The organism is Flammeovirga aprica JL-4, from assembly GCF_012844305.1.
Classification (GTDB): Bacteria; Bacteroidota; Bacteroidia; order Cytophagales; family Flammeovirgaceae; genus Flammeovirga; species Flammeovirga aprica.
This window is the reverse complement of record NZ_JABANE010000038.1, coordinates 44992-66617: the sequence shown is the minus strand read 5'-3', so window position 1 is coordinate 66617 and position 21626 is coordinate 44992. Positions and strand designations below refer to the sequence as shown.

At 37.1% G+C, this 21626-nt stretch carries 16 protein-coding genes; 5 read left to right on the top strand and 11 right to left on the bottom strand.

Features of this window, described 5'->3' with window-relative positions; genetic code table 11:
- Positions 1-15 precede the first annotated feature (15 nt).
- On the top strand, positions 16-2205 hold the full coding sequence (locus tag HHU12_RS15025; RefSeq protein ID WP_169657566.1) for a tetratricopeptide repeat-containing sensor histidine kinase: 2190 nt from the start codon (positions 16-18) through the stop codon (positions 2203-2205).
- Between the two features lie 25 nt (positions 2206-2230).
- Here HHU12_RS15025 and lpcA read toward each other — a convergent pair whose 3' ends face one another.
- The gene (gene lpcA, locus HHU12_RS15020) at positions 2231-2815 is read right to left on the bottom strand and encodes a D-sedoheptulose 7-phosphate isomerase (RefSeq protein WP_169657565.1); all 585 of its coding nucleotides are present in this window, start codon (positions 2813-2815) and stop codon (positions 2231-2233) included.
- A gap of 277 nt (positions 2816-3092) precedes the next feature.
- Between lpcA and HHU12_RS15015 the strand changes: the two genes are divergently transcribed.
- The 4 genes from HHU12_RS15015 to HHU12_RS15000 all read left to right on the top strand — a co-directional run bounded on the left by HHU12_RS15015 (position 3093) and on the right by HHU12_RS15000 (position 8587).
- On the top strand, positions 3093-3932 hold the full coding sequence (locus HHU12_RS15015; RefSeq protein WP_169657564.1) for a mechanosensitive ion channel family protein: 840 nt from the start codon (positions 3093-3095) through the stop codon (positions 3930-3932).
- 243 nt (positions 3933-4175) lie between these two features.
- The gene (gene pgi, locus HHU12_RS15010) at positions 4176-5822 is read left to right on the top strand and encodes a glucose-6-phosphate isomerase (RefSeq protein WP_205959891.1); all 1647 of its coding nucleotides are present in this window, start codon (positions 4176-4178) and stop codon (positions 5820-5822) included.
- A 415-nt stretch (positions 5823-6237) separates the two neighbouring features.
- Positions 6238-6924, top strand: a complete 687-nt coding sequence (locus HHU12_RS15005) for a head GIN domain-containing protein (protein WP_169657563.1) — start codon at positions 6238-6240, stop codon at positions 6922-6924.
- A 118-nt stretch (positions 6925-7042) separates the two neighbouring features.
- Entirely contained in the window at positions 7043-8587 is a 1545-nt protein-coding gene (locus HHU12_RS15000) for an acyl-CoA carboxylase subunit beta (protein WP_169657562.1), read from the top strand.
- Positions 8588-9015: 428 nt separating this feature from the next.
- Here the strand turns inward: HHU12_RS15000 and HHU12_RS14995 are convergent, their stop codons facing one another.
- The 10 genes from HHU12_RS14995 to HHU12_RS14950 form a co-directional block, all read right to left on the bottom strand.
- A complete protein-coding gene (locus HHU12_RS14995) occupies positions 9016-10713 on the bottom strand; it encodes a polysaccharide lyase family 7 protein (RefSeq protein WP_169657561.1) in 1698 nt (565 codons plus the stop codon).
- 237 nt (positions 10714-10950) lie between these two features.
- A complete protein-coding gene (locus HHU12_RS14990) occupies positions 10951-11850 on the bottom strand; it encodes a polysaccharide lyase family 7 protein (RefSeq protein WP_169657560.1) in 900 nt (299 codons plus the stop codon).
- A gap of 13 nt (positions 11851-11863) precedes the next feature.
- The gene (locus HHU12_RS14985; protein ID WP_169657559.1) at positions 11864-12553 is read right to left on the bottom strand and encodes a bifunctional 4-hydroxy-2-oxoglutarate aldolase/2-dehydro-3-deoxy-phosphogluconate aldolase; all 690 of its coding nucleotides are present in this window, start codon (positions 12551-12553) and stop codon (positions 11864-11866) included.
- A gap of 1 nt (position 12554) precedes the next feature.
- Positions 12555-13589 (bottom strand): sugar kinase, encoded by a 1035-nt coding sequence (locus HHU12_RS14980; RefSeq protein ID WP_169657558.1) that lies wholly within the window; start codon positions 13587-13589, stop codon positions 12555-12557.
- Position 13590: 1 nt separating this feature from the next.
- Entirely contained in the window at positions 13591-14343 is a 753-nt protein-coding gene (locus HHU12_RS14975) for an SDR family NAD(P)-dependent oxidoreductase (RefSeq protein ID WP_169657557.1), read from the bottom strand.
- A gap of 88 nt (positions 14344-14431) precedes the next feature.
- On the bottom strand, positions 14432-15751 hold the full coding sequence (locus HHU12_RS14970; RefSeq protein ID WP_169657556.1) for an MFS transporter: 1320 nt from the start codon (positions 15749-15751) through the stop codon (positions 14432-14434).
- On the bottom strand, positions 15751-16104 hold the full coding sequence (locus HHU12_RS14965; protein ID WP_062614710.1) for a cupin domain-containing protein: 354 nt from the start codon (positions 16102-16104) through the stop codon (positions 15751-15753). The genes HHU12_RS14970 and HHU12_RS14965 overlap by 1 nt, the downstream gene beginning before the upstream one ends.
- Before the next feature lie 21 nt (positions 16105-16125).
- Positions 16126-18360: an alginate lyase family protein gene (locus tag HHU12_RS14960; protein ID WP_205959890.1), complete on the bottom strand. Its 2235-nt coding sequence runs from the start codon at positions 18358-18360 to the stop codon at positions 16126-16128.
- Positions 18360-20681 (bottom strand): polysaccharide lyase 6 family protein, encoded by a 2322-nt coding sequence (locus HHU12_RS14955; protein ID WP_205959889.1) that lies wholly within the window; start codon positions 20679-20681, stop codon positions 18360-18362. Before HHU12_RS14955 ends, HHU12_RS14960 begins: the two co-directional genes overlap by 1 nt.
- Positions 20682-20767: 86 nt before the next feature.
- The gene (locus HHU12_RS14950; RefSeq protein ID WP_169657554.1) at positions 20768-21529 is read right to left on the bottom strand and encodes a PKD domain-containing protein; all 762 of its coding nucleotides are present in this window, start codon (positions 21527-21529) and stop codon (positions 20768-20770) included.
- Positions 21530-21626 lie beyond the last annotated feature (97 nt).

The following is a 21626-nucleotide window of genomic DNA, read 5'->3' as shown; positions in this document are numbered from 1 at the left end:
TATTTTACATGTCATATGAAGAACTTTTTAGGCATACTTTTTATTTTCTCTCTATTTCAATTACACCCTGTTCAAGCTCAGAATAAAAAGATTGAACAATTGGAAAGTGAGTTACCAAATCTCTCAAAAGCTCAAAAGTGGAATACCATGATTGACCTTATGTGGGAGTACAGAGACATAGCACCAGAAAAAACACTAACACTTGGTAATGCATTAATTCAGGATACAAAATCAGATGTAAATTTTAAGAACACGGCAAAGGTACTCAACCTTATGGGGGTAGCGCACCGTAATCTGGGAAATTATACCGAAGCTTTAGATTTTTATAAGCACGCTTTATTGCAATCAGATATATTAAACGACACACCTCAAAAAGGATACGCTTATATTAATATTGGTAATTTATTCTATTTTCAAGGGAATCAATATGAAGCCCTGAAAAATATGAAAGAGGCACTGATTATCAGTCAGAAGGAAGAAAACAACTCTATGATAGGCTATTGTTATATGAACCTTGGTGATATACAATTATCTGCTGGGAAATATGACATTGCACTTGAAAATTATAATAAAGCAAGAGAAGCAAGACTGTCTATCAATGATACAAATGGAATTGCGGTGGCTGAATTCAGTATAGGAAAAGCCTTCTTGAATGGAGGCAACCCACATTTGGCCCGTTCTAAATTTCTCATAGCCCTTGAAGAAGCACAAAAAGCCGACTACAAATCGCTAGAGTATAAATGTTACGAATACATTGGCTTGACTTACACTTTCAGTTCTCAAGACAGCTTGTCATGGGCTCTTGAGAATTATGATAAAGCTTATGAAGGTTTTCTTGAGTTGCAACAACCACTTGGGCAGGCTAAAGTATTGATAAAAAAAGCGGATGTAGAATTCAGTTTGGGTAATTATAACCAATCGATCATCTATGCCAGCAGTGGTTTAGCCATTGCAGAAAAGTTGCCTGCAGTATTTGAAGCCTTACAACTTTCAGAAATCCTGGTAAAAACCTATCATGCTAAGGGTAATTTGATGGAAGAAAATAGAGCCTTAAAAGATAATTTGAAGTATTTACAGCTTTTTAATGATACTGAAAAGCTGAGAAAAGCTCAAATGCTTGACAACTCCATTCAGCTTTCGAACAAGGAAAAAGAAATTGACAAGCTCAATTATGAACGTAAAATTTCAAATGATCAGATCAAAAATCAGCAGTATTTCATCATAGCACTTTTTGTGGTTTTTGCCCTTTTCGCTATCATTCTTTACTTACTCAATTTGAAATCTAAGCGATTCAGACAGTTTAGCTTACAGCTTACAGAAAAGGCAAAGGAAATTCAGAAGCAAAAGGTGATTATTGATCAAAAAGCACTTGAAGAACATGAACTTAATGAAAAGCTTTTAGAAAAAAATATTGAATTGATGGAGGCGTTGGAACAATCCAAAAAGATGTTCGAACAGCTAGAGAAAAATGATAAGTTAGCTTTATTAGGTCAGATGATGGCTGTTGTGGCTCATGAAATCAATAACCCTACAAACTTTATTTACAACAATGTAGTGCCTATCCAAGATACACTTGAAGAGTTACTTGAGTTTGTAAATGGCATGGACGAAGTGGATGAGGAAAAAGTAGAGGATATTGAGGAATGTAAATTGTTGCTTGATGGTATTCAAGATGGAGTAAAGAGAATCATGGATATTTCTGCAGAATTAAAAAATGTGGTAAAAAGCAATCATGGTTTCCCTAAACCTTATTTCATCCATGAAAACCTTGACACTACTTTAAACCTCCTTCATAAGAAATATAAATATGATGATATTGAGGTTATTAAAGAATATGATTTAAAAGTGGAAGAAATAACATGTCTAGGTGGTAAAATTTCACAGATTTTCATCAATCTTATTGATAATGCTTATCAAGCTGTGAAAGAGCATACTCCAGAAGGTGGCTTTATAAAAATCAGAACAAATCTTCTAAAAGATAGAGTGGGTATAAGTATCATCGACAATGGTGGCGGTATCAAAGACTTAGATCACCTCTTTGAAACTTTTTTCACTACTAAAAAAGATGGATTAGGATTAGGTTTGATGATTTGTAAGGATATAATCAAACAACATAAAGGTGAAATTAATGCCTTTAACAACAAAGAGGGAGGTGCAACTTTCTCGATACAACTCCCTCTTAAATTTGATGATTCAGACGTTTAAGTCTTTTTCGTAATAGTCATTCCTATTAATATCCTAGCTTCTTTTCAATAAGCTGTATAATAATATGAATGACTTTTATATGAATTTCCTGAATACGATCAGCAAAACCAAAATGAGGCACTCTAATTTCAACATCAGCCATATCAGCCATTTTTCCTCCATCTTTACCCGTTAATGCAATCACCTTAATACCCTTTTGCTGTGCAGTATTAATGGCATTAACGATATTTTGTGAATTACCACTAGTGCTCAAAGCAAACAAAACATCTCCTTTCCTTCCTACACCTTCCAAATATCTTGAAAAGACAAACTCATAGCCGTAATCATTACTTACACAAGAAAGATGACTTGCGTCTGAGATAGCAATAGCACCAATTGAAGGTCTATCTTCTCTGTATCTACCCGTCAACTCCTCTGCAAAATGCATGGCATCACAATGTGAACCTCCATTTCCACAAGAAATCACTTTACCATCCTTTTGAAAAGCATCAACAAGAAGATCTGCAGCAGCTTCAATTGCTTTTATATTATTAGTATCTGATAAAAAACGAGTTAAAACATCCTGTGCTTCTTTTAACTCCTCAATTACCAAGTTTGTATAATCTGACATGTAATCTTTGTTTTTAATTGAAAAAAGCAGTCATTTTTCTTTTTCCAATTACAATATTCTGAAAAATAATTTTAATTTTATACTATCTAAGTATCTAAGTATACTTGGCTCTATTAATTTATATTTCATTTAACTAAATTTTTTTCTGAAAACGACACCATAACTACAATCCTCATTTTGCTTCTTAAGAATCAGCAATTATTGATTTTAATTGTAGTTGTTAGATGTAACTATAAATACCTCGTTTTTCAATCTATCCTTTAATAAATCCTTACAAATGGAAGAAATCTCTCAATATCAAGATGTAATCGTTGTTTCTACAATGGATTTTGTCAATCAGTATGCCTTCAAGTTATTAGGGGCATTAGCTATTCTAATCATTGGCTTTTTCGTAGCAAATAAAGCAGGCAACTTTGTTTCTACCCAAGTCAAAAAAAGGTATTCTGACAACCAAGCTTTAGTGGACTTCTTGGTTTCAATTACAAAGATTATTATTAAAGTAATTATCATTGTAGCCGCAATTGGTCAAGCGGGTGTAGAAACTACCTCGTTTATCGCAATGCTGGGTTCAGCAGGTTTAGCCATTGGTTTAGCATTACAAGGCTCACTTGCAAACGTTGCAGGAGGTGCATTGATCCTCACTTTAAGACCATTCAGGAAAGGAGAATTAATTGATGCTCAAGGTCACTTGGGAGTTGTTCATGATATCGGATTATTTGCCACTACTGTTATTACACCACACCGTAGACATGTTTTTATTCCTAATGGTGCATTGGCAGGCGGTGTGATTAAAAATTACACCAGAGAAGGTTTTGTAAGATGCGATATCCCTATTGGCATTTCTTACGGTGCTGATATTAAATTGGCTAGAGAAGTTTTATTAGGTCTTGTGAAAGATGATAAAAGAATCAATCAAGAACCTGAGAAACCTGTGGTTTGGGTAACAAATCTCGGTGACAGTTCAGTAGATTTACAATTAAGGGTACACATCAGTGTGAATGACTACTGGAATGTTTTGTTTGAAACTACTGAAGCTGCAAAACTTGCATTTGATGAGGCTGGTATTGAAATCCCATTCCCTCAAAGAGTGGTACATATGCAAAAATCAGAAGACTAAGAGTCTTTTATTTAAAATACACCATAAAATTGAAGAGAGCATACGATTAAAAAGTATGCTCTTTTTGTTTTCATAATAGTTTTATTCTATGATATCAATCCGTTGAATTAAAAATAGTAGGCAAAATCATCAAAGTGTGAGTAAAATCAACTTGTTACATTCCTATGAAATTGTAATTTTGTGACTTGAAGCGAAAAGCTTCCTTTTATTTAGAAATTAATTATACAAAAAAGCAGATATAACATGTTGAAAACAGTAAATCCGACTTCAACAAACGCTTGGAAAGCACTTGAAGCTCATTATGCTGAAATGAAAAACGTACATATGAATGAATTATTCAGTGCGGATGCAGATAGAGCTGAGAAATTCTCATTGACGTTTGAAGATATTTTTGTTGACTTCTCAAAAAATATCATTGACGAGAAAACATTCCAGTTATTACTTGACTTAGCAAAAGAAACAGGTGTAGCTGAAGGTATCAAGTCAATGTTTGCTGGAGAGCATATCAACCAAACAGAAGATCGTGCTGTTTATCACGTAGCATTACGTAATCAGTCTAACGCCCCTATGTCAGTTGACGGAGAGGACGTAATGACTGAAGTGAACCACGTAAAACGCCAAATGAAAGAATTTACTAATAAAGTAGTTTCTGGAGAGTGGAAAGGTTATACGGGTAAAGCTATTACTGATGTTGTAAATATTGGTATTGGTGGTTCTGACTTAGGTCCTTATATGGTGACTGAGGCTTTAAAACCATACAAAACTAATATCGACATTCACTTTGTTTCAAATGTTGACGGAACTCATATCTCTGAGACATTAAAAGGTTTAAATCCTGAAACAACTTTATTTATCATTGCTTCTAAGACGTTTACAACGCAAGAAACAATGACTAACGCTAATTCTGCGAGAGAGTGGTTCTTGAATGCAGCGAAAAGCGAAAATCATATCATGATGCACTTTGTTGCTCTTTCTACAAATGAAGAAAAAGTAAGAGAGTTTGGTATCGCTCCTGAAAACATGTTCCGTTTCTGGGACTGGGTAGGTGGTCGTTACTCATTATGGTCGGCAATTGGTCTTTCTATCGCTTGCAGCATCGGTTATGATAACTATGAAGAGTTATTAGAAGGTGCTCACGCAATGGACAACCACTTCAAATCTGCTGAATTTGGTGAAAACCTTCCTATTATCTTAGCGGTATTAGGTGTTTGGTACAACAACTTCTTTGGTGCTGAAAGCCACGCTTTACTTCCTTACGATCAGTATATGCACCGTTTTGCAGCGTATTTCCAACAAGGTGATATGGAATCAAACGGTAAATGTGTAGATAGAGCGGGTAATCCTGTTGACTACCAAACTGGTCCAATCATCTGGGGTGAGCCAGGTACAAACGGTCAGCACGCATTCTACCAATTGATCCACCAAGGTACTAAATTGATTCCTGCGGACTTTATTGCTCCTGCAGTTTCTCAAAACCCTATCGGTGATCACCACCCTAAGTTATTATCTAACTTCTTTGCTCAAACGGAAGCATTGATGACAGGTAAGTCTGAGGAAACTGTAGTTGCTGAATTCAAAGCAGCTGGTAAATCTGACGAAGAGATTGAGAAATTAAAGACATTCAAAGTGTTTGAAGGTAACCGTCCTACAAACTCAATCTTATTCAAAAAGTTAACTCCATTTACATTGGGTGCGATGATCGCAATGTACGAGCACAAAATCTTCGTACAAGGTGTAATGTGGAACATCTTCAGTTTTGACCAATGGGGTGTAGAATTAGGTAAGCAATTAGCGAACAAAATTCTTCCTGAATTACAAAACGATGATAAAGTTGCTTCTCATGATTCTTCTACAAATCAATTGATCAACAAATACAAAGAGATGAGATAGTTCATCCTTAAGGTATAAATTCCTAAGCACCACATTTCCATAATGTGGTGCTTTTTTTATGACTTTTTAAACACATTGTTTGAAAATTAGAAGAACAATAAACGAAAGAAAATAAAATCCTGTTATCATGGTGGTTACAAACTATACATACAGATTATAACTACTGAATTACAGTTGAATCTGACTGATTATTATGACAAAATTTTATGAAATGATAAGTCAAAAATAGAAATATTAATCTATTTTTCTTTACCCTTATGTATTACCCTTTGAACGGGGTAATACATTTTTTTTATTAAGAATAAAATGAATATTTAAAGTCTAGTGTTACTTCCTTTCAACTTCCTCCAAAAAATATTATATATTGATGCAACTTTTCAATTTATCTTTTGTCTTTAAAAGAAAACTTTCATTTATGAACAAATTACTATTATTAACAAGTGTCATTTTAATTTCTATTTCATCTGTATTCGCTCAAAAAGATGTAAATACCGAAAAACTTGATGTCAAAGACTTTACTTCAATCAAAGTAAACGGTGAGTTTGACTTAGTCCTTAAACAAGGAGATGTTCCAAAAGCTTTTATTGAAGGCACCGAAAAACAGCTCCAAGAAATTACTTTTACACAAAAAGGCGATCAAATCGAATTTAGAAATCGAGAAGATGGAGAAGAAAAAAAGTCAACAAAATGGAAAAAGAACAGACCTGTCATTTATGTTCAATTTGTTGATTTGACAAAAATCAGAACTGCAATGGTAGGAGAAATTACTAGCGAAGGAGATTTGAAGTTCAATAATCTTGACTTCAATTATTCTGGCGTAGGTGATAATGAATTAGTCTTGTCTGCTAATGAGTTTAACCTTGAATTTGATGGTGTTGGCCAAATCACTTTAAAGGGAAAAGCAAATAAAGCCACTATGGAATGTAATGGTATTGGCAAAGTGATGGCCAAAGACTTTGTAGTAAGAGATCTTGTAGCTGAATGTAATGGTATTGGAAGTATGCATGTAAATGCAGAGCAGTATATCAAAATGGAAGCATCAGGAATTGGCTCTGTAAAAAATCACGGCAACGCTAAAGAATCTTCTGATAAAACAAATTAATAAGTTTTCGAAAATGAAAGAAGGGAGTGATACGAAAAATATCGCTCCCTTTTTTTATGTCTTCTGTTTTTTTCTTAGTTTCAAATTAACACAAACCAAAACACTAGAAATAAACAACATGAAGGATAAGCTTCAGCAATTAGAAGAAATGAACCGCTTGGCAGAGCTTGGCGGTGGAGAAAAAAGAATAGAAACCCAGCACAAAAAGGGTAAACTAACCGCCCGTGAACGAATAGAATTACTCTTAGATGAGAATACTTTTCATGAAGTAGGAAAATTTGTAAGACACCGAGAGGTTCAGTTTGGACTGGACAAAGAACACTACCTTGGAGATGGTGTAATTACAGGGTTTGGTAAAATCTCAGGACGACTTGTATATGTATATTCTCAGGATTTCACTGTTTTTGGTGGTTCGCTTTCAGAGTCACATGCAGAGAAAATCTGTAAAATAATGGACCTTGCCATGAAAAATGGTGCACCTATTATCGGTTTGAATGATTCGGGGGGTGCTCGTATTCAGGAAGGCGTAAAATCATTGGGAGGTTATGCCGATATTTTTTATAAAAACACACGTGCTTCTGGGGTGATCCCTCAGATTTCTTGTATTATGGGACCTTGTGCTGGTGGTGCAGTTTACTCCCCTGCCATCACAGACTTTATTATGATGGTAGAACAGACTTCCTACATGTTTGTGACAGGGCCTAATGTTGTAAAAACGGTGACGCATGAAGAAGTTACTTCAGAACAATTGGGTGGAGCTTCTGCACATAGCACTAAAAGTGGTGTTACACATTTTACAGCAGCCAATGAAGCAATTGCTCTTCAAAATATCAGAAAATTATTGAGTTATATCCCTCAAAACTGTGAGCAGGATTCCCCTCGCTATGAGTATTCGGAAGTCAATTCTGAGGTGAGAACTGAACTGAATGATATCATTCCCGATAATCCTAACACACCTTATGATATTCGTGATGTCATTCACGGTACAATTGATAAAGATACATTCTTTGAAGTACATGAGGCTTATGCCGAAAATATTGTAGTAGGTTTTGCTCGTTTGGGTGGAAAAAGTATTGGTATTGTAGGCAATCAACCGGCAGTATTAGCAGGAGTTTTGGATAATGATGCTTCTAAAAAAGCGGCTCGTTTTGTTCGCTTCTGTGATGCCTTTAATATCCCTTTACTTGTTTTTGAAGACGTTCCTGGTTTCCTTCCGGGCACGGATCAAGAGTGGAATGGTATTATTGCAAATGGTGCGAAATTGCTTTATGCTTTTTGTGAAGCAACAGTTCCTCGAGTTACAGTCATTACACGTAAAGCATATGGTGGTGCTTATGATGTAATGAATTCTAAACATATTGGTGCAGATTTGAATTATGCTTGGCCTACAGCCGAAATTGCGGTGATGGGTGCTCAAGGCGCGGCGGAAATTATCTTCAGAAAAGAAATTCAAAGTGCGGAAGATCCTGAAGCTAAATTACAAGAAAAGATTGAAGAGTATACAGAGGAATTTGCGAATCCTTACAGAGCCGCTTACAGAGGTTATATTGATGAAGTCATCAAGCCAGAAAATACAAGGGAACGATTGATTGCCGCTTTCAATATGCTTAGAAATAAAGTGGATCATAACCCTAGAAAGAGACATGGAAATATTCCATTGTAAAACTTTTTCAAGCTCACTCTACCCGTATACTACCCACCGTACACACAGTACGCTATTCACCGTACTGCTTGTACATTATACACCTTACACAGTGTACGGTGAATAGTGTACATCATAGTACTTAAGTCTAAAATGAAGAAAGTAGAGTATAGGAAAAACCTATCTCTACTTTTTTTTTCTCATGAATAAATACGTGTGGTTTCAAGTATTTCCCAAAAAAGGAGACACTCAATTACCAATAAAAACATCGTAAAAACACTATTATTTTACTTAATCTATCCACACGTCATTCTTCAATAATGTGAAACTATAAGACTATTACTTATATGTGGTAAAGAACACTGATAGTAGGTATATATTCGTCCGTTTTCAAAAAAATACAATTTAAATGTATTGCATGGGCGTTACAGTGCAACGCCCATACTTTATTAGTGAGTGATTTTCAAATAGCTTATTGAAACTAAACCATAATCGCTTGTATCTAATGACTTTCCTTTCATAGATTGCATATAGTTACCTGCTTTAAAATAGTTTGAATCACTATTACAGCCGTTGAAACGGTAGATCTCAGTTCTTGAACCATTGTTGATAGAATACAACACTACATTGCTGTTTTCAAAAATCAGTTCAAGATGCATTTCTTGATCCAATGCCCAGTTTCCATCAATAAAATCACCAGAGAAATCTCCATTTTCTTCTGTTACCCAACCCATAATTTTCAATCTTGCTGAACCTGAAGATTGGTTAGGATCACCTTCATATTGTACTCTGATGACATCATCATAAGAGCTAGAAGGACCGTGAATTTGACCAAAGCAAAGTTTTCCTGAACTTGGTAATTGATTTACCGTCACTTTCCATTCCATACGGTTAGTACCGCTTCCACCATCCCAATAAATATTACTAGAACCATTGGCAGTTAACTCTCTTAATTCTGTTCTCGGGTTTCCTGAACCTGATGATGTAGGATATCCTGCATAGCATTTAAAGAAGACCTTTGAGCCATCTGTATAGAACCAATTATCATTTGAATAGGTATCCAAATTTGGAATTTGATCTACAAAAGTAGGATTGTTTAATGTCCCTGAGAAAGCATTCAACTTCCAATTTTGTAACCCTAATACATCATAAGGATAATCACCTCCTGGAGTTGGGTCAGTAGGATCCGTTGGATCTGTGCCATTACCTTCACCATCCGTTCCAAATGCTTCAAACTCTGTGATACTATTCCATGAGTTAGCAGTATTTCCATAACCGACAATTTGAATATAACGCCCTGAAACATTGCTTAATGAAATGGTTTCAAGATCTAAAGAGGTTCCACTTGACACTCCCGAATGCACAACACTTAATGCATCAGTAGCATCTCCTGCTAAGACTTCAAAAGTACTTGCTCTTTGGTCGCCCTTGAACCAAGCAATTGATACTGACTCTACATTTTTCACAGAACCAAAATCGTAACGGATCCATTGGCCATTTCCATTCGCTGACCACCTTGTAGCCAAGTTCCCATCAACAGTGTTTTGAGGAACATTTCCATCATTTGATGAAGCCGCTACTCCACTCACCGCTAATTGTTCTGCAGAAGCAGGAGGATTTGTAGATGAACCATCCAATGCGATCAATTCAAAATCATCATAACGGCCTTCTCCATTATAATACTCACCTTTAATGGTCACAGTAGTTGCTGATCCAGAACTAAATGCGACTGTTTCTTTTTTCCAATCAGAAGTATTTCCACTTCTTGAAGTTTTGTTGCCATTGACTGTTGCTGAAATTCTCCAACTGCCTTTCACATAAGCCGATACTTCAAAATCTGTATTAGAAGAAACATTTACATCTTGAGCAAATGACCCTCCACTTCCTGTGATTTTGGCAGCGCCTGTTCCAGAGTTGGCATCGCCTGAAATAGCAGATGGGTCCGTATCCGACCAACCACTCCAACTGCTTTCAAAGCCACTGTTACTTATAGCGACTGCTGTTCTGGCATTACTGCTCTGAAGGCTGGTTTCTTCAGCAACTGTAATTTCTTGCTGGTTGTTTGTACAGCTCATTGCTCCTGCAATAAGCATTGTTCCCAAAATAGATTTAGAGAATAGTTTTCCCTTTAAAAACTGGTTGTTCATAATTCATTTAATTTGTGTGCATTTTTGCATTTCATTCTGAAGTTGTTATGCTGTTTATTTAGTTTATATGGTATGCATTTGAAACCAAATACGTACCGCACACTGTTAATAATGTTAGTTAGGATCCTTTGTGACAATTGATAAAAAAGTGTTTCACTATATAAAAAACTATGATAATTCTTGGTGTTTTTTTTTGGTGGTCCGTTAGATATTGCAGTGCAATATCCCTACAAATACTTATTGATGTGTGACTGACAAGTAAGACATTGAGACTTGTCCATAATCTTCCAAATTGTATGGTTTGTTTTGCATGGATTGCATATAAAGTCCTGCTTTGAAGTAATTTTCAGTACTTCCACATCCTTCAAAACGGTAAATTTCTATAGGTTCTTCATTCACAATTGAATATAAAATCAGGTTTTCATTTTCGAAAATTAATCGGAATCTATAAACAGTATCCAAAGCCCAATCTCCATCAATAAAATCACCTGAGAAATCTCCATTTTCTTCAGTTACCCAACCCATTATTTTTAAGCGTACATCCCCTTCACCTTGGTTTTTATCTCCTTGGAATTGTACTCTGATGACATCATCATAGGAATCTGAAGGCCCATGAATCTGTCCAAAACATAACTTTCCAGAACTCGGCAAGTGCTCTACATTCACTTCCCATTCCATTTGATGAGTTCCTTTTGTTCCATCCCAATAGCTGTTGGTTTTTCCATCACTCTCCAATTCCCTTAATTCTGTACGAGGATTTCCAGAACCTGAAGAGGTAGGAAAACCTGCATAACATTTAAAGGTCACCCAATCTTCTGCTGATGAATAAAACCAATGTTCATTGGAATAATTGGCTAAATCAGAAATTCTATCGACGTACTCCAAATTGTCTAATTCTCCTTCAAACGCATTTAATTTCCAATTATTTAAATTAAGAATAACGAATGGAAGATTATAGTCTGGAGTTACGGTTACAGTATCTTCGTTTGTTGTATTAGTTGTGTCTTTTTCTGTCAGTTCATCGTCTACTTCTTTAATAATCTCCTCTATTTCCTCAGAAGGTTCAACAGCATCCGATTTGCATTGAGCATTAATAAAAAAGAAAGAAAGTAGTGTTAATGTAAAAAGTCTGTTCATCGCTTTATCAAAATTATACAAGTACAGTTTCTCTGCCCATCGCTTCTTGAGCTATTTGATAGACATTTTTAATATGTTCTTCCAATGCAGTGAAGTTACCTGAGGCAATCATTTTTGAATCCATCAACTGTGAGCCTAGTCCAACACAATGCACTCCTGCATCAAACCATTTTTTTAATTCATCGAATTGAGGTTGCACTCCGCCTGTTGGCATAATGCTCGACCAAGGCATTGGTGCTTTGACTCCTTTTACAAACTCAGGTCCACCAACTTGTAGTCCTGGGAAAATCTTCACGACTTCAGCTCCCAATTCTTCTGCATAAGAAATCTCTGTAACAGAACCACAACCCGGCATCCAAGCTACTTTTCTACGATTGCAAACCTTTCCAATACTTGGGTTCAACAGTGGTGAAACGATAAAATCAGCTCCATTTTGAATGTATAATCCGGCTGTTACGTCATCGACAATTGACCCCACACCCATTTTCATTTCAGGGGCTTCTTTAATCACTTTCTTTAATACCTCATCAAAAACTTTGTGGGCATTATCTCCTCGGTTTGTAAATTCGAAAACTCGGATTCCAGCATTATAACATGCTTTTACCACTTCCCAACACACTGTGGCATCGGCATGATAAAAGACGGGAACAATCCCACCTTCTTTCATGCTCAAGGCTACTTCAATTCTACTGAATCTTGCCATTTTATCGATTGATTTTTTTGATACTGTTTTTATCCATGATCTGGAATACTTCCTCCTCTGTGGCAATGTTATAATCGCCTGGAATCGAAAGTTTGTAAGCGGATGCGGCCAATGCGAAATCCAATGCTTCTTTGTCTACCACAAATTTTCTTTTTCCATGGATATAAGCCGCCATAAACGAATCACCTCCTCCTACTCTATCAATGATAGATGGAATTTCATGTACTTCACCTCTAACAAAGTTTTCTCCATCATAACTTACGCCCGACCATCTGTTGTGAGAAGCGTTGATGGTTTGTCTTAAAGTAGTGATCACATAATCCAAGTTTGGAAATGCTTTCATTACTTCTCGGCTGATAAACTTATAACAACGCTTATCAAAACCTTCTACTTCTTCGTAATCTGACTCCTGAGGAACAATGCCTAAATACTTAGCAACATCTTCTTCATTGGCTAAACAAATTGTCGTATTCTCCAATAGTTTAGGCATGATGTGTTTCGGGGCCACACCGTACTTCCAGAGTTTGCTTCTGTAATTCAGATCACATGACACTGGAATTCCTTTTTTAAAAGCGGCTTCTACAGCGGCAAGATTCGCAGCTGCTGCCCCTTTTGATAAAGCTGGCGTAATACCTGACCAGTGAAACCAATCAGCATCTTCCAATATTTTATCCCAGTCAAATGTATTTGCATCTACGTGTGTGATACTCGCTCCTGCTCTATCATAAATGACATTTCCTCCTCTTAGAGAACCTCCTTTTTCAAGGAAGTACATGCCCATTTTATCTCCTCCAAATTGGACTCCTTCTACTCCTGCTCCCCATTTTTTTACTTCACGTACTGCAAACTGTCCCAATGCATTATCAGGAACAATACTCACGTACTCCACTTCACTTCCGTACTGTGCCAGAGAAATAGCGATATTGGCTTCAGCACCTCCTACAGTTGCTTCGTATTGGTTGGCTTGAGAGAATCGAAGGTTGCCCATTGGCGAAAAACGGTAAAGTAATTCGCCAAATGTTACGACCTTCTTCATACTATGAGAACATTAATCCTCCGTTGATATCGATATTTGTACCAGTAACAAATGAAGACTGATTTGATGCTAAACATGCTACAAAATCAGCTACTTCTTCTGCTCTACCTTCTCTACCAAGTGGTGTAGAAACTGCTACTTTTTCACGTACTGCTGTTGCTGTAAATGTATCGTGGAAAGTCGTTGCAATCATACCTGGGCAAAGTGAGTTCACTCTGATACCTTTTGGTCCTAATTCTTTTGCCATTGAACGCGTGAACGTCATCAATGCACCTTTTGCTGTAGCGTATGCACTTGCACCTGGTCCGCCACCGTCTTTACCCGCTTGTGATGCGAAGTTGACAATTGAGCTACCTTTTGGCATTAATGGAGCCACTGCTTGCGTCATTAAGAATGCTGTATTTAAGTTCAATTGGATCACGAAGTTGAAGAAATCAAGATCCATTTCATCGATTTTCTTTCTTGCTACTAAACCACCAGCCACGTTCACTAAGATGTCTACTTGATCACCATAAGCCTCAGTTGCTTGGGCTACTACGTTGTCTACGTCTTCTTTCTTCGTCATATCACCTTGAACGATGATAGCATCTCCACCTGCCGCTTTAATCTCTATTAAAGTTTGTGTTGCTTGTGCTTCATTATCAAAATAGTTGATCACTACTTTTGCTCCTTCACTTGCTAATTTTAATGAAATTGCTTTTCCGATGTCTCTTGCTCCGCCAGTAACGATGGCTACTTTGTTTTCTAATAACATAATGATTTTGTTTGTTCTCACTTATTCTGAAATGAAATAAATTAGCTATCTCGTGATAACTGAGAATGAATAAGTGAGAGGTTGATTTTTAATTAATTGATTTGATTTCTTTAGCAAACAGATAGATCGACCCTACTCCTAATGGTACGAACGCTGCGATCATCACGAAGATGGGCACGTAAGAGTAGCTTGAAATAACTGGTACTAAAAAATTCATAATGATGACCGAAAATACACCTACCGTACCTCCAAGTCCTGCCAATGACCCTACTGATTTACCTGTAAATAAATCACTTGGTATAGTTTGAATGTTGCTGATTACAAACTGGAAACCATACAATACCATGGCTACAATCAGTACAAATTTCAATGCACTATCCGCCAAAAATATAGTTGCCAATAGACCAACAAACATGATGATTCCACCGATAAAAATGGTTCTTTTTCTTGCTTGATCGACCGATGCTCCTGCTTGCATCAATTTCCCTGAGAAATAACCTCCTGATAAACTTCCAAGTGCTGCACCTACATAAGGTACCCATGCGAAGTAACCAATTTCTTTTACATTGAACCCATACGTATCTGAAAGATATAACGGCATCCAACCTACAAATAACCACCAGATAGGTTCAATAAAGAAACGGGACATTAATACTGACCATGAAGCCTTGTGAGAAAGGATCGACTTCATACTTAACCCTGGCTTTTCTTCTTTCTTTTCCTCTTGATCACCTTGGATAAATTCCTTCTCCGCTTTTGTAATCCACGGGTGCTTTGCTGGAATTCCTTTATTGATAATTAACCAAGGAATGACCCAAATCAAACCTAATCCACCAAGGAATAAGAAGGTCTTTTCCCAACCGTAAGTTGCCCAAACAATGGCAATCAAAGGTGGTGCGATTACAGAACCTAAAGCCGCACCTGAATTGAAAATCCCTTGTGCTAAAGCTCTCTCTTTCACTGGAAACCACTCTGCATTATTCTTTGCTGCTCCCGGCCAGTTGCCTGCTTCACCCATTCCCAGCATTATTCTAAATCCTGCAAATGAAGTTACTCCTCTAGCCACTGCGTGAAGCATTGTTGCAATACCCCAAACGGTAATCGAAACTACAAACCCTAGTCGCGTTCCAATCTTATCAAACATCTTTCCTGACACTGACTGACCAATTGCGTAAGCAATCATAAAGACGTTCAAGATCAATGCATAATCGTTCTTTGTCATGTTCAGATCTTGGGCAATATCAGGCCACATCATTGCCATTGCCAAACGGTCAATGTAGTTGATGACTGTTGCCAAACATACCAATCCGATGATCCACCAACGGAGACCTTTCAGCTTAAAGGCTCCGGAAGAAGAGGAGGATTTCCCCCTTACCTCTTCTTCTGGTAATTTTATTCCTGTAGCCATTACTTTTGATCGAAAAAGTCTTCACGAATAGGACTAAATACATCGATCAACTCGCCTGCTTCCAAGCATACAGCACCATGATCAACGTGAGGAGGAATGTAGAATCCGTCTCCAGGACCGATTACCTTCTTCTCATCACCAACTTGCAATTCAAATTTACCCGATACCACATAAGTCGCTTGACTGTGGTGGTGCTCATGCACAGTACCAATTGCTCCTTTTTCAAAAAGTACTCTCGCCATTAGAATTTTATCATCGTAACCCATGATCTGACGTTTCAAACCTGGTCCTACTTCTTCCCAAGGTAGTTCGCTTGAAAATAAAAATTCTTTGCTTGCTTTTAATGCTTCCATCTTACTTAATATTTTATGTTTTTACTGTTTTAAATCATTTCGAAATAGGGCGAATGGACCGCCCCATTTATATTGTCTATCCTCGATTGTAATCTCATGTGTTGTCTGACTAGATTTGTCAACCGTTGAAATGATGAAGGTCCATTCTTCATCTTGTTTGTTAGTAAAGCTTATCGCTGAATATTCGTCTGTATGAAATGAAATTGTTACACTATTTATATTCCCGTATGAATTTCTTGATGCTTCAGTCACTGTAGAATAACTACCGTGAGTTTCCAGTACTGAAGCCATCAGATTATTTCCTTTTTGACCTTTTCTTTTCAGAATAAAACAAGGATCATTTCTCAAATTGAAGTTGGGATCATTGGCTCCTAATCTTGCCATTACTAGTTGATCTCCTTTGTTTGATGCTACATTAAGTGTGTAAAAACGTGTTTTATCAAACCAATTAATCTGCTCATAATCCTGATCTGCTTCTCCATCGGCCACCTTCCATAAGTGCTGATAACCATCTTCCTCACCTAGTGGACTTAAGGTCTGATTCCTTGTCAAATCAATGCTCGATGACATAAACTGACCGTGGTAGTGATAAGGCAATTCTATTTCCGCCTCTTCAGAAAGCTTCACATTGTAAAGGTCTATCACAAATGGATTTTCAAAGCTCTCATCCGTTATCAAAGCCAATGTTCTAAATAGTTCAACGCCTTCATAAGCATTGTTTTCCTTGGCACTTACTACTTGGACTTTTTGATTTTCTGCTGAAAAAACAAACTCATCTGGAGCAATTCGATCAGCAACTTTTACCTTTCCATCAAACTGTGATTGTCCATCAATCACCACTGTGTTATGAGCAATTGTCTGTTTTGCCCATGTTTTGTTTTCCCTTAAGTATCCACCTCCATCTTTTTGATGAATGTTGACATATCTTGCAGCACCATAATCTTGAAGAATCTCATGTCCATCATAATTCAAGCTATATGAAAGTCGATCAAAATGACCGTGTCCCATTCCGTGCTGTGTAAACTTCATGATCAACTCATGTTCCTTACTTCTCAACACTCCGATTCCACCCTTTTCACCTTTAGGACCATCACTTAAATAGATTGATCGTTTTTCAAATTTCTTTCCTATTCCTTTGGCTAAATCAATAGCTGATTTCCATCCAGAATAAGTCAGTGGCACTCTACTTTGTTTTTGAATCAGGGATAACAAACCTTCATCCTGATTGCCATAATAGTAACCTAAAGCTAATGATAGTTGTAATTCTCTAGAGTAATACGACATCCCTTTTTGAGCATCATTTAATGGGAAAAACTCTCCATCGTCATCTGTTTGTTGCAATAACGCATCAATAGCTTTCAGTAATACTCCGTCTCTATATTCGAAGATTTTTAAATCCTTCTTTTGATGTTCTAATGAAAGAGCGAAAATCAAGAAAGGATACATCGCATAACGTTGGTAATAAGGACCTTCCGTATAGTAACCGTCAGGAGAGAAAGAGTGATCGATTTGAGCTAGGAAACCTGCCTTTGTTTGCCCTTCTTTCTGAATACTTCCACCGTCATTGTCCGTTGCAGTTTTGGTATTTAATGGTAATCCATACAATGCTTTTTGAATTAAACCTTCATTTTGCATTACAAGACCTATCATCCCTACACCTGCATTTGCCCAAGTACTGTGGTTGTGCAATCGGTTAAAAAAGTGAGGCGTTTCAATGGATAAGAAGTTGGCCATCGGAACAAAAAGCTTCTCATTGAATTGCTTTCTTTCCTTTTCACTTAACCAATTATATATACTTCCATATGCTTGGCTTGTATACACTAACCAATTGGCATCATTCAAACACTGCCAGAAGATCTTCCCTCTTGCATACGACTTCTCTGAAGGGTGTCTCCCCCACGTCGGGTATTGTTTGAGGTACTTTTCTAAAGTAGTTTTGATCAGTTCAGCGTAAGCTTCTTTGCCAGTAATCTGAAAAAGCAACCCTGCCCTCTGCATCGTAAAGTAGTTAACTTTATGTTGTGTGTGCGTGTATCCTCCAGCTAAATCTTTGGGAGTCGGAACATCCAAACCACTTTCCAGATAAGGAGCCAATTCCTTTTCTGCTTGAGCAAGTGATGCACCAAATAGATTCCCTTGATTGTCTACTGCAATGATCTCCTCAACTTCTCCTTCAGTCAGTGTCACTGACTGAGCGAAGAGAGTTGAAACACACATTATAAAGCAAACTACTGTATATAATTTCTTTATCAACATTACTTATTGATCATTTTCACGTTTTCTAAACTGTATTGATCCGAGTTCGCTACTACCTTTTCTGTTTCATCAAATGTGCAGTCTTTGATGATCGAAATCGGCTCACCGTTTGTCAAGAATAACTTCAATGGAGCACTCTTTTTCCAAAGACAATCTTCTACCACCAAATGCTGTACTCCGTGGAAGGTCAGAGATGACATTTCCTTATTTCTTTTGTCTTTTCCTACCTCTTCAAAAGTGGAATTTGTTACGCTTACATTAGGACCGAAAGTACTTTCATCCGTTCCGCCTCTGTATACATCTGCAATCGTATTCCCGATGTTTTTGAAGTTAGATTGATCAATGATCACGTACTCTGCATTGTACATTCCTAAGTCATCTACTTCCTTGTCCAAAGCTAAAATTGCACCCGTTACATCTTCAAAATCTGTGTTTTGAATCTGGATTGTATCCGCCATAGTAGATGGATAAATCTTTAAGAAATTGAAAGTATGGTTGATATTCAAATTCTTTACAGTACAATCAATCGTTTTGAAAATGTAGTTGTCGTTCATAGAGTATTTACTTGTACTCACAATGGCATTTCCTGATTGATCTGGAGCATCTGAAGCGTCTATTAATAAGTTATTTAATTCTAGATCTCCACCGTTTTCTACTCGAATAGCAACTGTCTTTTCTGACTTTACGATTGCCTTTGCATCACTCTTGATTGTTATTGAATGCTTCACAAATAAGGTCTTTGTCATAATGTATTCTTGACCGCCTTTCAATTGTAAAATATCTCCTGCGTTTGACTTGCTGTACGCTTCAATGATTGTATTAATTCCTGGTTCAACCTCGATGACCTTGCCTTCATTTAAGCCTAATTTGTTTTGGTCTTTTTGGTAATAAGATGGACCAACTTCTGCTTTCGTTACAGGTAATTTCACCTCACCTTCGAAACCAATTTTCTTTAGAATCTTTTTTGATGGAACTTTCAAACCATTTTCATTCTCAGTCAAAGCATACTCCACTTTTTTGAAACCTTCTTCAGTTGGTGTGTTTTCTTCTTGGTTGATGTAGTTTCCATTAAAACTGATGCCTGAAATGTCATCGTAAACCGTGAATAACTTAGGGTTTGTAGTCGTCATTAAGACGTTTTGATCAAAGTGAGAATCTACCGGAGTTGCTGATCTTTCTTCATCACTTCCTGCACACAACTGAATGTGATCGCTGTCAATAATGATGTTGTTCGTGATCTTTGCTCCAACCACTTGATTATAGCGGTTCAAAGGTGAATTAGGTACTCCGTTCATCACAACTAACGCTCCTCTAAAACGATATCCCGTTAATCCACTTAAGTAGTTATTTTTTACTGTTTGATACTCGTTGATGACTCTGATTCCTCCTGTATTGTGTTTTCTATTTCCCAAGAAATAATTGTTCTCTACTAAAGTTCTTTCTCCATGACGCATCGTCAACGTACCTTTGCATTCATCAAAAACATTGTTCTGATAAGTGTTACCACATGATTTGTTAGAGATAATTTCCAATTCTCCATCACATGCCTCGAAGTAGTTGTTACGAACAATCGAATTAGAGTTTTTTCTAGAGTAATGGCTCGTTCCGATTCTTAAAGTCTCTCCACCATTTGAACCTAAATTCTGTCTTTTACCGAAGTAATTATACTCAATGATATGGTTGTTTTCTAGGCTTTCCTCACTGTTCAAACGCACTGTAAAAGTCACTCCTTTGTTACGCTTATCAACTAATGCATTGTGATCAAAAGTGTTGTTCTTTCCATACATTTCCACCCACTTGTCTGCATCATATCTTTCTGGATTACTGTAGCTTTCTACTACACACTGCGTCACTCTACAGTGGTAAGCCAATTCTTTACTGCTAGTTCTATAGCTAATTACTGCATTGGTAGGTGTATAACCATTTCTGAAAGTAAGTCCTTCCACTTGTAGGTATTTTCCTGAAATACCGATGTAAGACTGTCCTTCTAAGTATACACTACCGTTTGTTTCTGCTTTTAAAATAATAGGTTGTTGTTCGGTTCCTTCTCCTTTAAATTTGATTTCGGCATCTTTCCAAACGCCATTTTTCATTAGGATAATATCTCCTGCTTTTGCTGTTTTGATCGCTTCTTTTAGTGCTGTCACATCGTTGACTAGCTTCTGACCGTGAGAGACCAAAGAGATAAAAAGTAAGAGCGGTAAGAGTAGTTTTATTTTAGTTGAAGTATTCATTATCAATTCATTTATGCTTCCTTGAATGATTTGAGAGGTACCATCCAGTTGATACTGGATGGTGTTGTCTGTTCTTGTTTTGCCCATTGGAACCCGGTGTTCACGATTTCCTTTGGTAATTTGAGCAACCGTGGGTTACTCGTGGTACTGCGGGCAAACACATAGGTTTGCCCCTACTGTACTTTTTTGATTTCTACCAAATCAAATCTTGCCTCTGTTCCTTCAAAAGTCAGGTTGAAGCGTAATTGTGAGGTGTTATTGGTGGTCTCTACAATGTAACTTTTATAAACATACTCCGATGAGTTGCTTGTCAATGGAATAGATTCATCTACAAACTTGATCCCGTTGTCAGGGTCTTCCATCAGTAATTTTCCTGCACTTGAACCACTTGTTTTACTTACATAATGGAAGCTCACATTGTAAGTCACTCCACCTGTTACGGCAATGGTTTGATCTAGGTACTGAGAATCATTACCAAGCTTAGCACCTGTAGACTCATCTGGAGGAGTTGGTGATCCAGAACCTGAGAAGCTACCCCAAACGCTTCTGTCTGAGCATTCGAAACTTTTACATTGGAACTCTGGAATTAACTCATCTACAATCTCTACTGTAATAGTAGTGTCAGAAGTCAGATCATTGCCGTCTTTTGCTACCAACTTCACTGTATAAGAACCTTCTCCTGGGTAGATGTGTATTGGGTCTCTATCATCAGAAGTAGATCCATCACCAAAGTCCCATTCGAAAACACCTGCTGAGATGGAGTTGTTTGTAAATAGAATTTCTTTGAAACTTTCTGTACTTGATTTGTAAGAAAAGTCAGCGGATGGTGGTGTTAAATCCTCAATTGAACCCACACCTGGCAACTCATCAGTACAAGCAAATAATGCTGCACTTAAAGCTCCTGTCAATCCTATATATTTTAAAAATGATTTCATGATTTGCTTATTGAATTGTTCTTCAAAAAATTTAAGAGTAGGTTGGGAATGTTAAACTCACGTGCGTTTCCCTTATTTAATGATCATTCCCAACTCT

What these genes read in the sequence shown, in the direction of transcription:
- HHU12_RS15025 (WP_169657566.1), top strand. Translation starts at nt 16, where the DNA reads ATGAAGAACTTTTTAGGCATACTTTTTATTTTCTCTCTATTTCAATTA.
- lpcA (WP_169657565.1), bottom strand. Translation starts at nt 2,815, where the DNA reads ATGTCAGATTATACAAACTTGGTAATTGAGGAGTTAAAAGAAGCACAG.
- HHU12_RS15015 (WP_169657564.1), top strand. Translation starts at nt 3,093, where the DNA reads ATGGAAGAAATCTCTCAATATCAAGATGTAATCGTTGTTTCTACAATG.
- pgi (WP_205959891.1), top strand. Translation starts at nt 4,176, where the DNA reads ATGTTGAAAACAGTAAATCCGACTTCAACAAACGCTTGGAAAGCACTT.
- HHU12_RS15005 (WP_169657563.1), top strand. Translation starts at nt 6,238, where the DNA reads ATGAACAAATTACTATTATTAACAAGTGTCATTTTAATTTCTATTTCA.
- HHU12_RS15000 (WP_169657562.1), top strand. Translation starts at nt 7,043, where the DNA reads ATGAAGGATAAGCTTCAGCAATTAGAAGAAATGAACCGCTTGGCAGAG.
- HHU12_RS14995 (WP_169657561.1), bottom strand. Translation starts at nt 10,713, where the DNA reads ATGAACAACCAGTTTTTAAAGGGAAAACTATTCTCTAAATCTATTTTG.
- HHU12_RS14990 (WP_169657560.1), bottom strand. Translation starts at nt 11,850, where the DNA reads ATGAACAGACTTTTTACATTAACACTACTTTCTTTCTTTTTTATTAAT.
- HHU12_RS14985 (WP_169657559.1), bottom strand. Translation starts at nt 12,553, where the DNA reads ATGGCAAGATTCAGTAGAATTGAAGTAGCCTTGAGCATGAAAGAAGGT.
- HHU12_RS14980 (WP_169657558.1), bottom strand. Translation starts at nt 13,589, where the DNA reads ATGAAGAAGGTCGTAACATTTGGCGAATTACTTTACCGTTTTTCGCCA.
- HHU12_RS14975 (WP_169657557.1), bottom strand. Translation starts at nt 14,343, where the DNA reads ATGTTATTAGAAAACAAAGTAGCCATCGTTACTGGCGGAGCAAGAGAC.
- HHU12_RS14970 (WP_169657556.1), bottom strand. Translation starts at nt 15,751, where the DNA reads ATGGCTACAGGAATAAAATTACCAGAAGAAGAGGTAAGGGGGAAATCC.
- HHU12_RS14965 (WP_062614710.1), bottom strand. Translation starts at nt 16,104, where the DNA reads ATGGAAGCATTAAAAGCAAGCAAAGAATTTTTATTTTCAAGCGAACTA.
- HHU12_RS14960 (WP_205959890.1), bottom strand. Translation starts at nt 18,360, where the DNA reads ATGTTGATAAAGAAATTATATACAGTAGTTTGCTTTATAATGTGTGTT.
- HHU12_RS14955 (WP_205959889.1), bottom strand. Translation starts at nt 20,681, where the DNA reads ATGGGCAAAACAAGAACAGACAACACCATCCAGTATCAACTGGATGGT.
- HHU12_RS14950 (WP_169657554.1), bottom strand. Translation starts at nt 21,529, where the DNA reads ATGAAATCATTTTTAAAATATATAGGATTGACAGGAGCTTTAAGTGCA.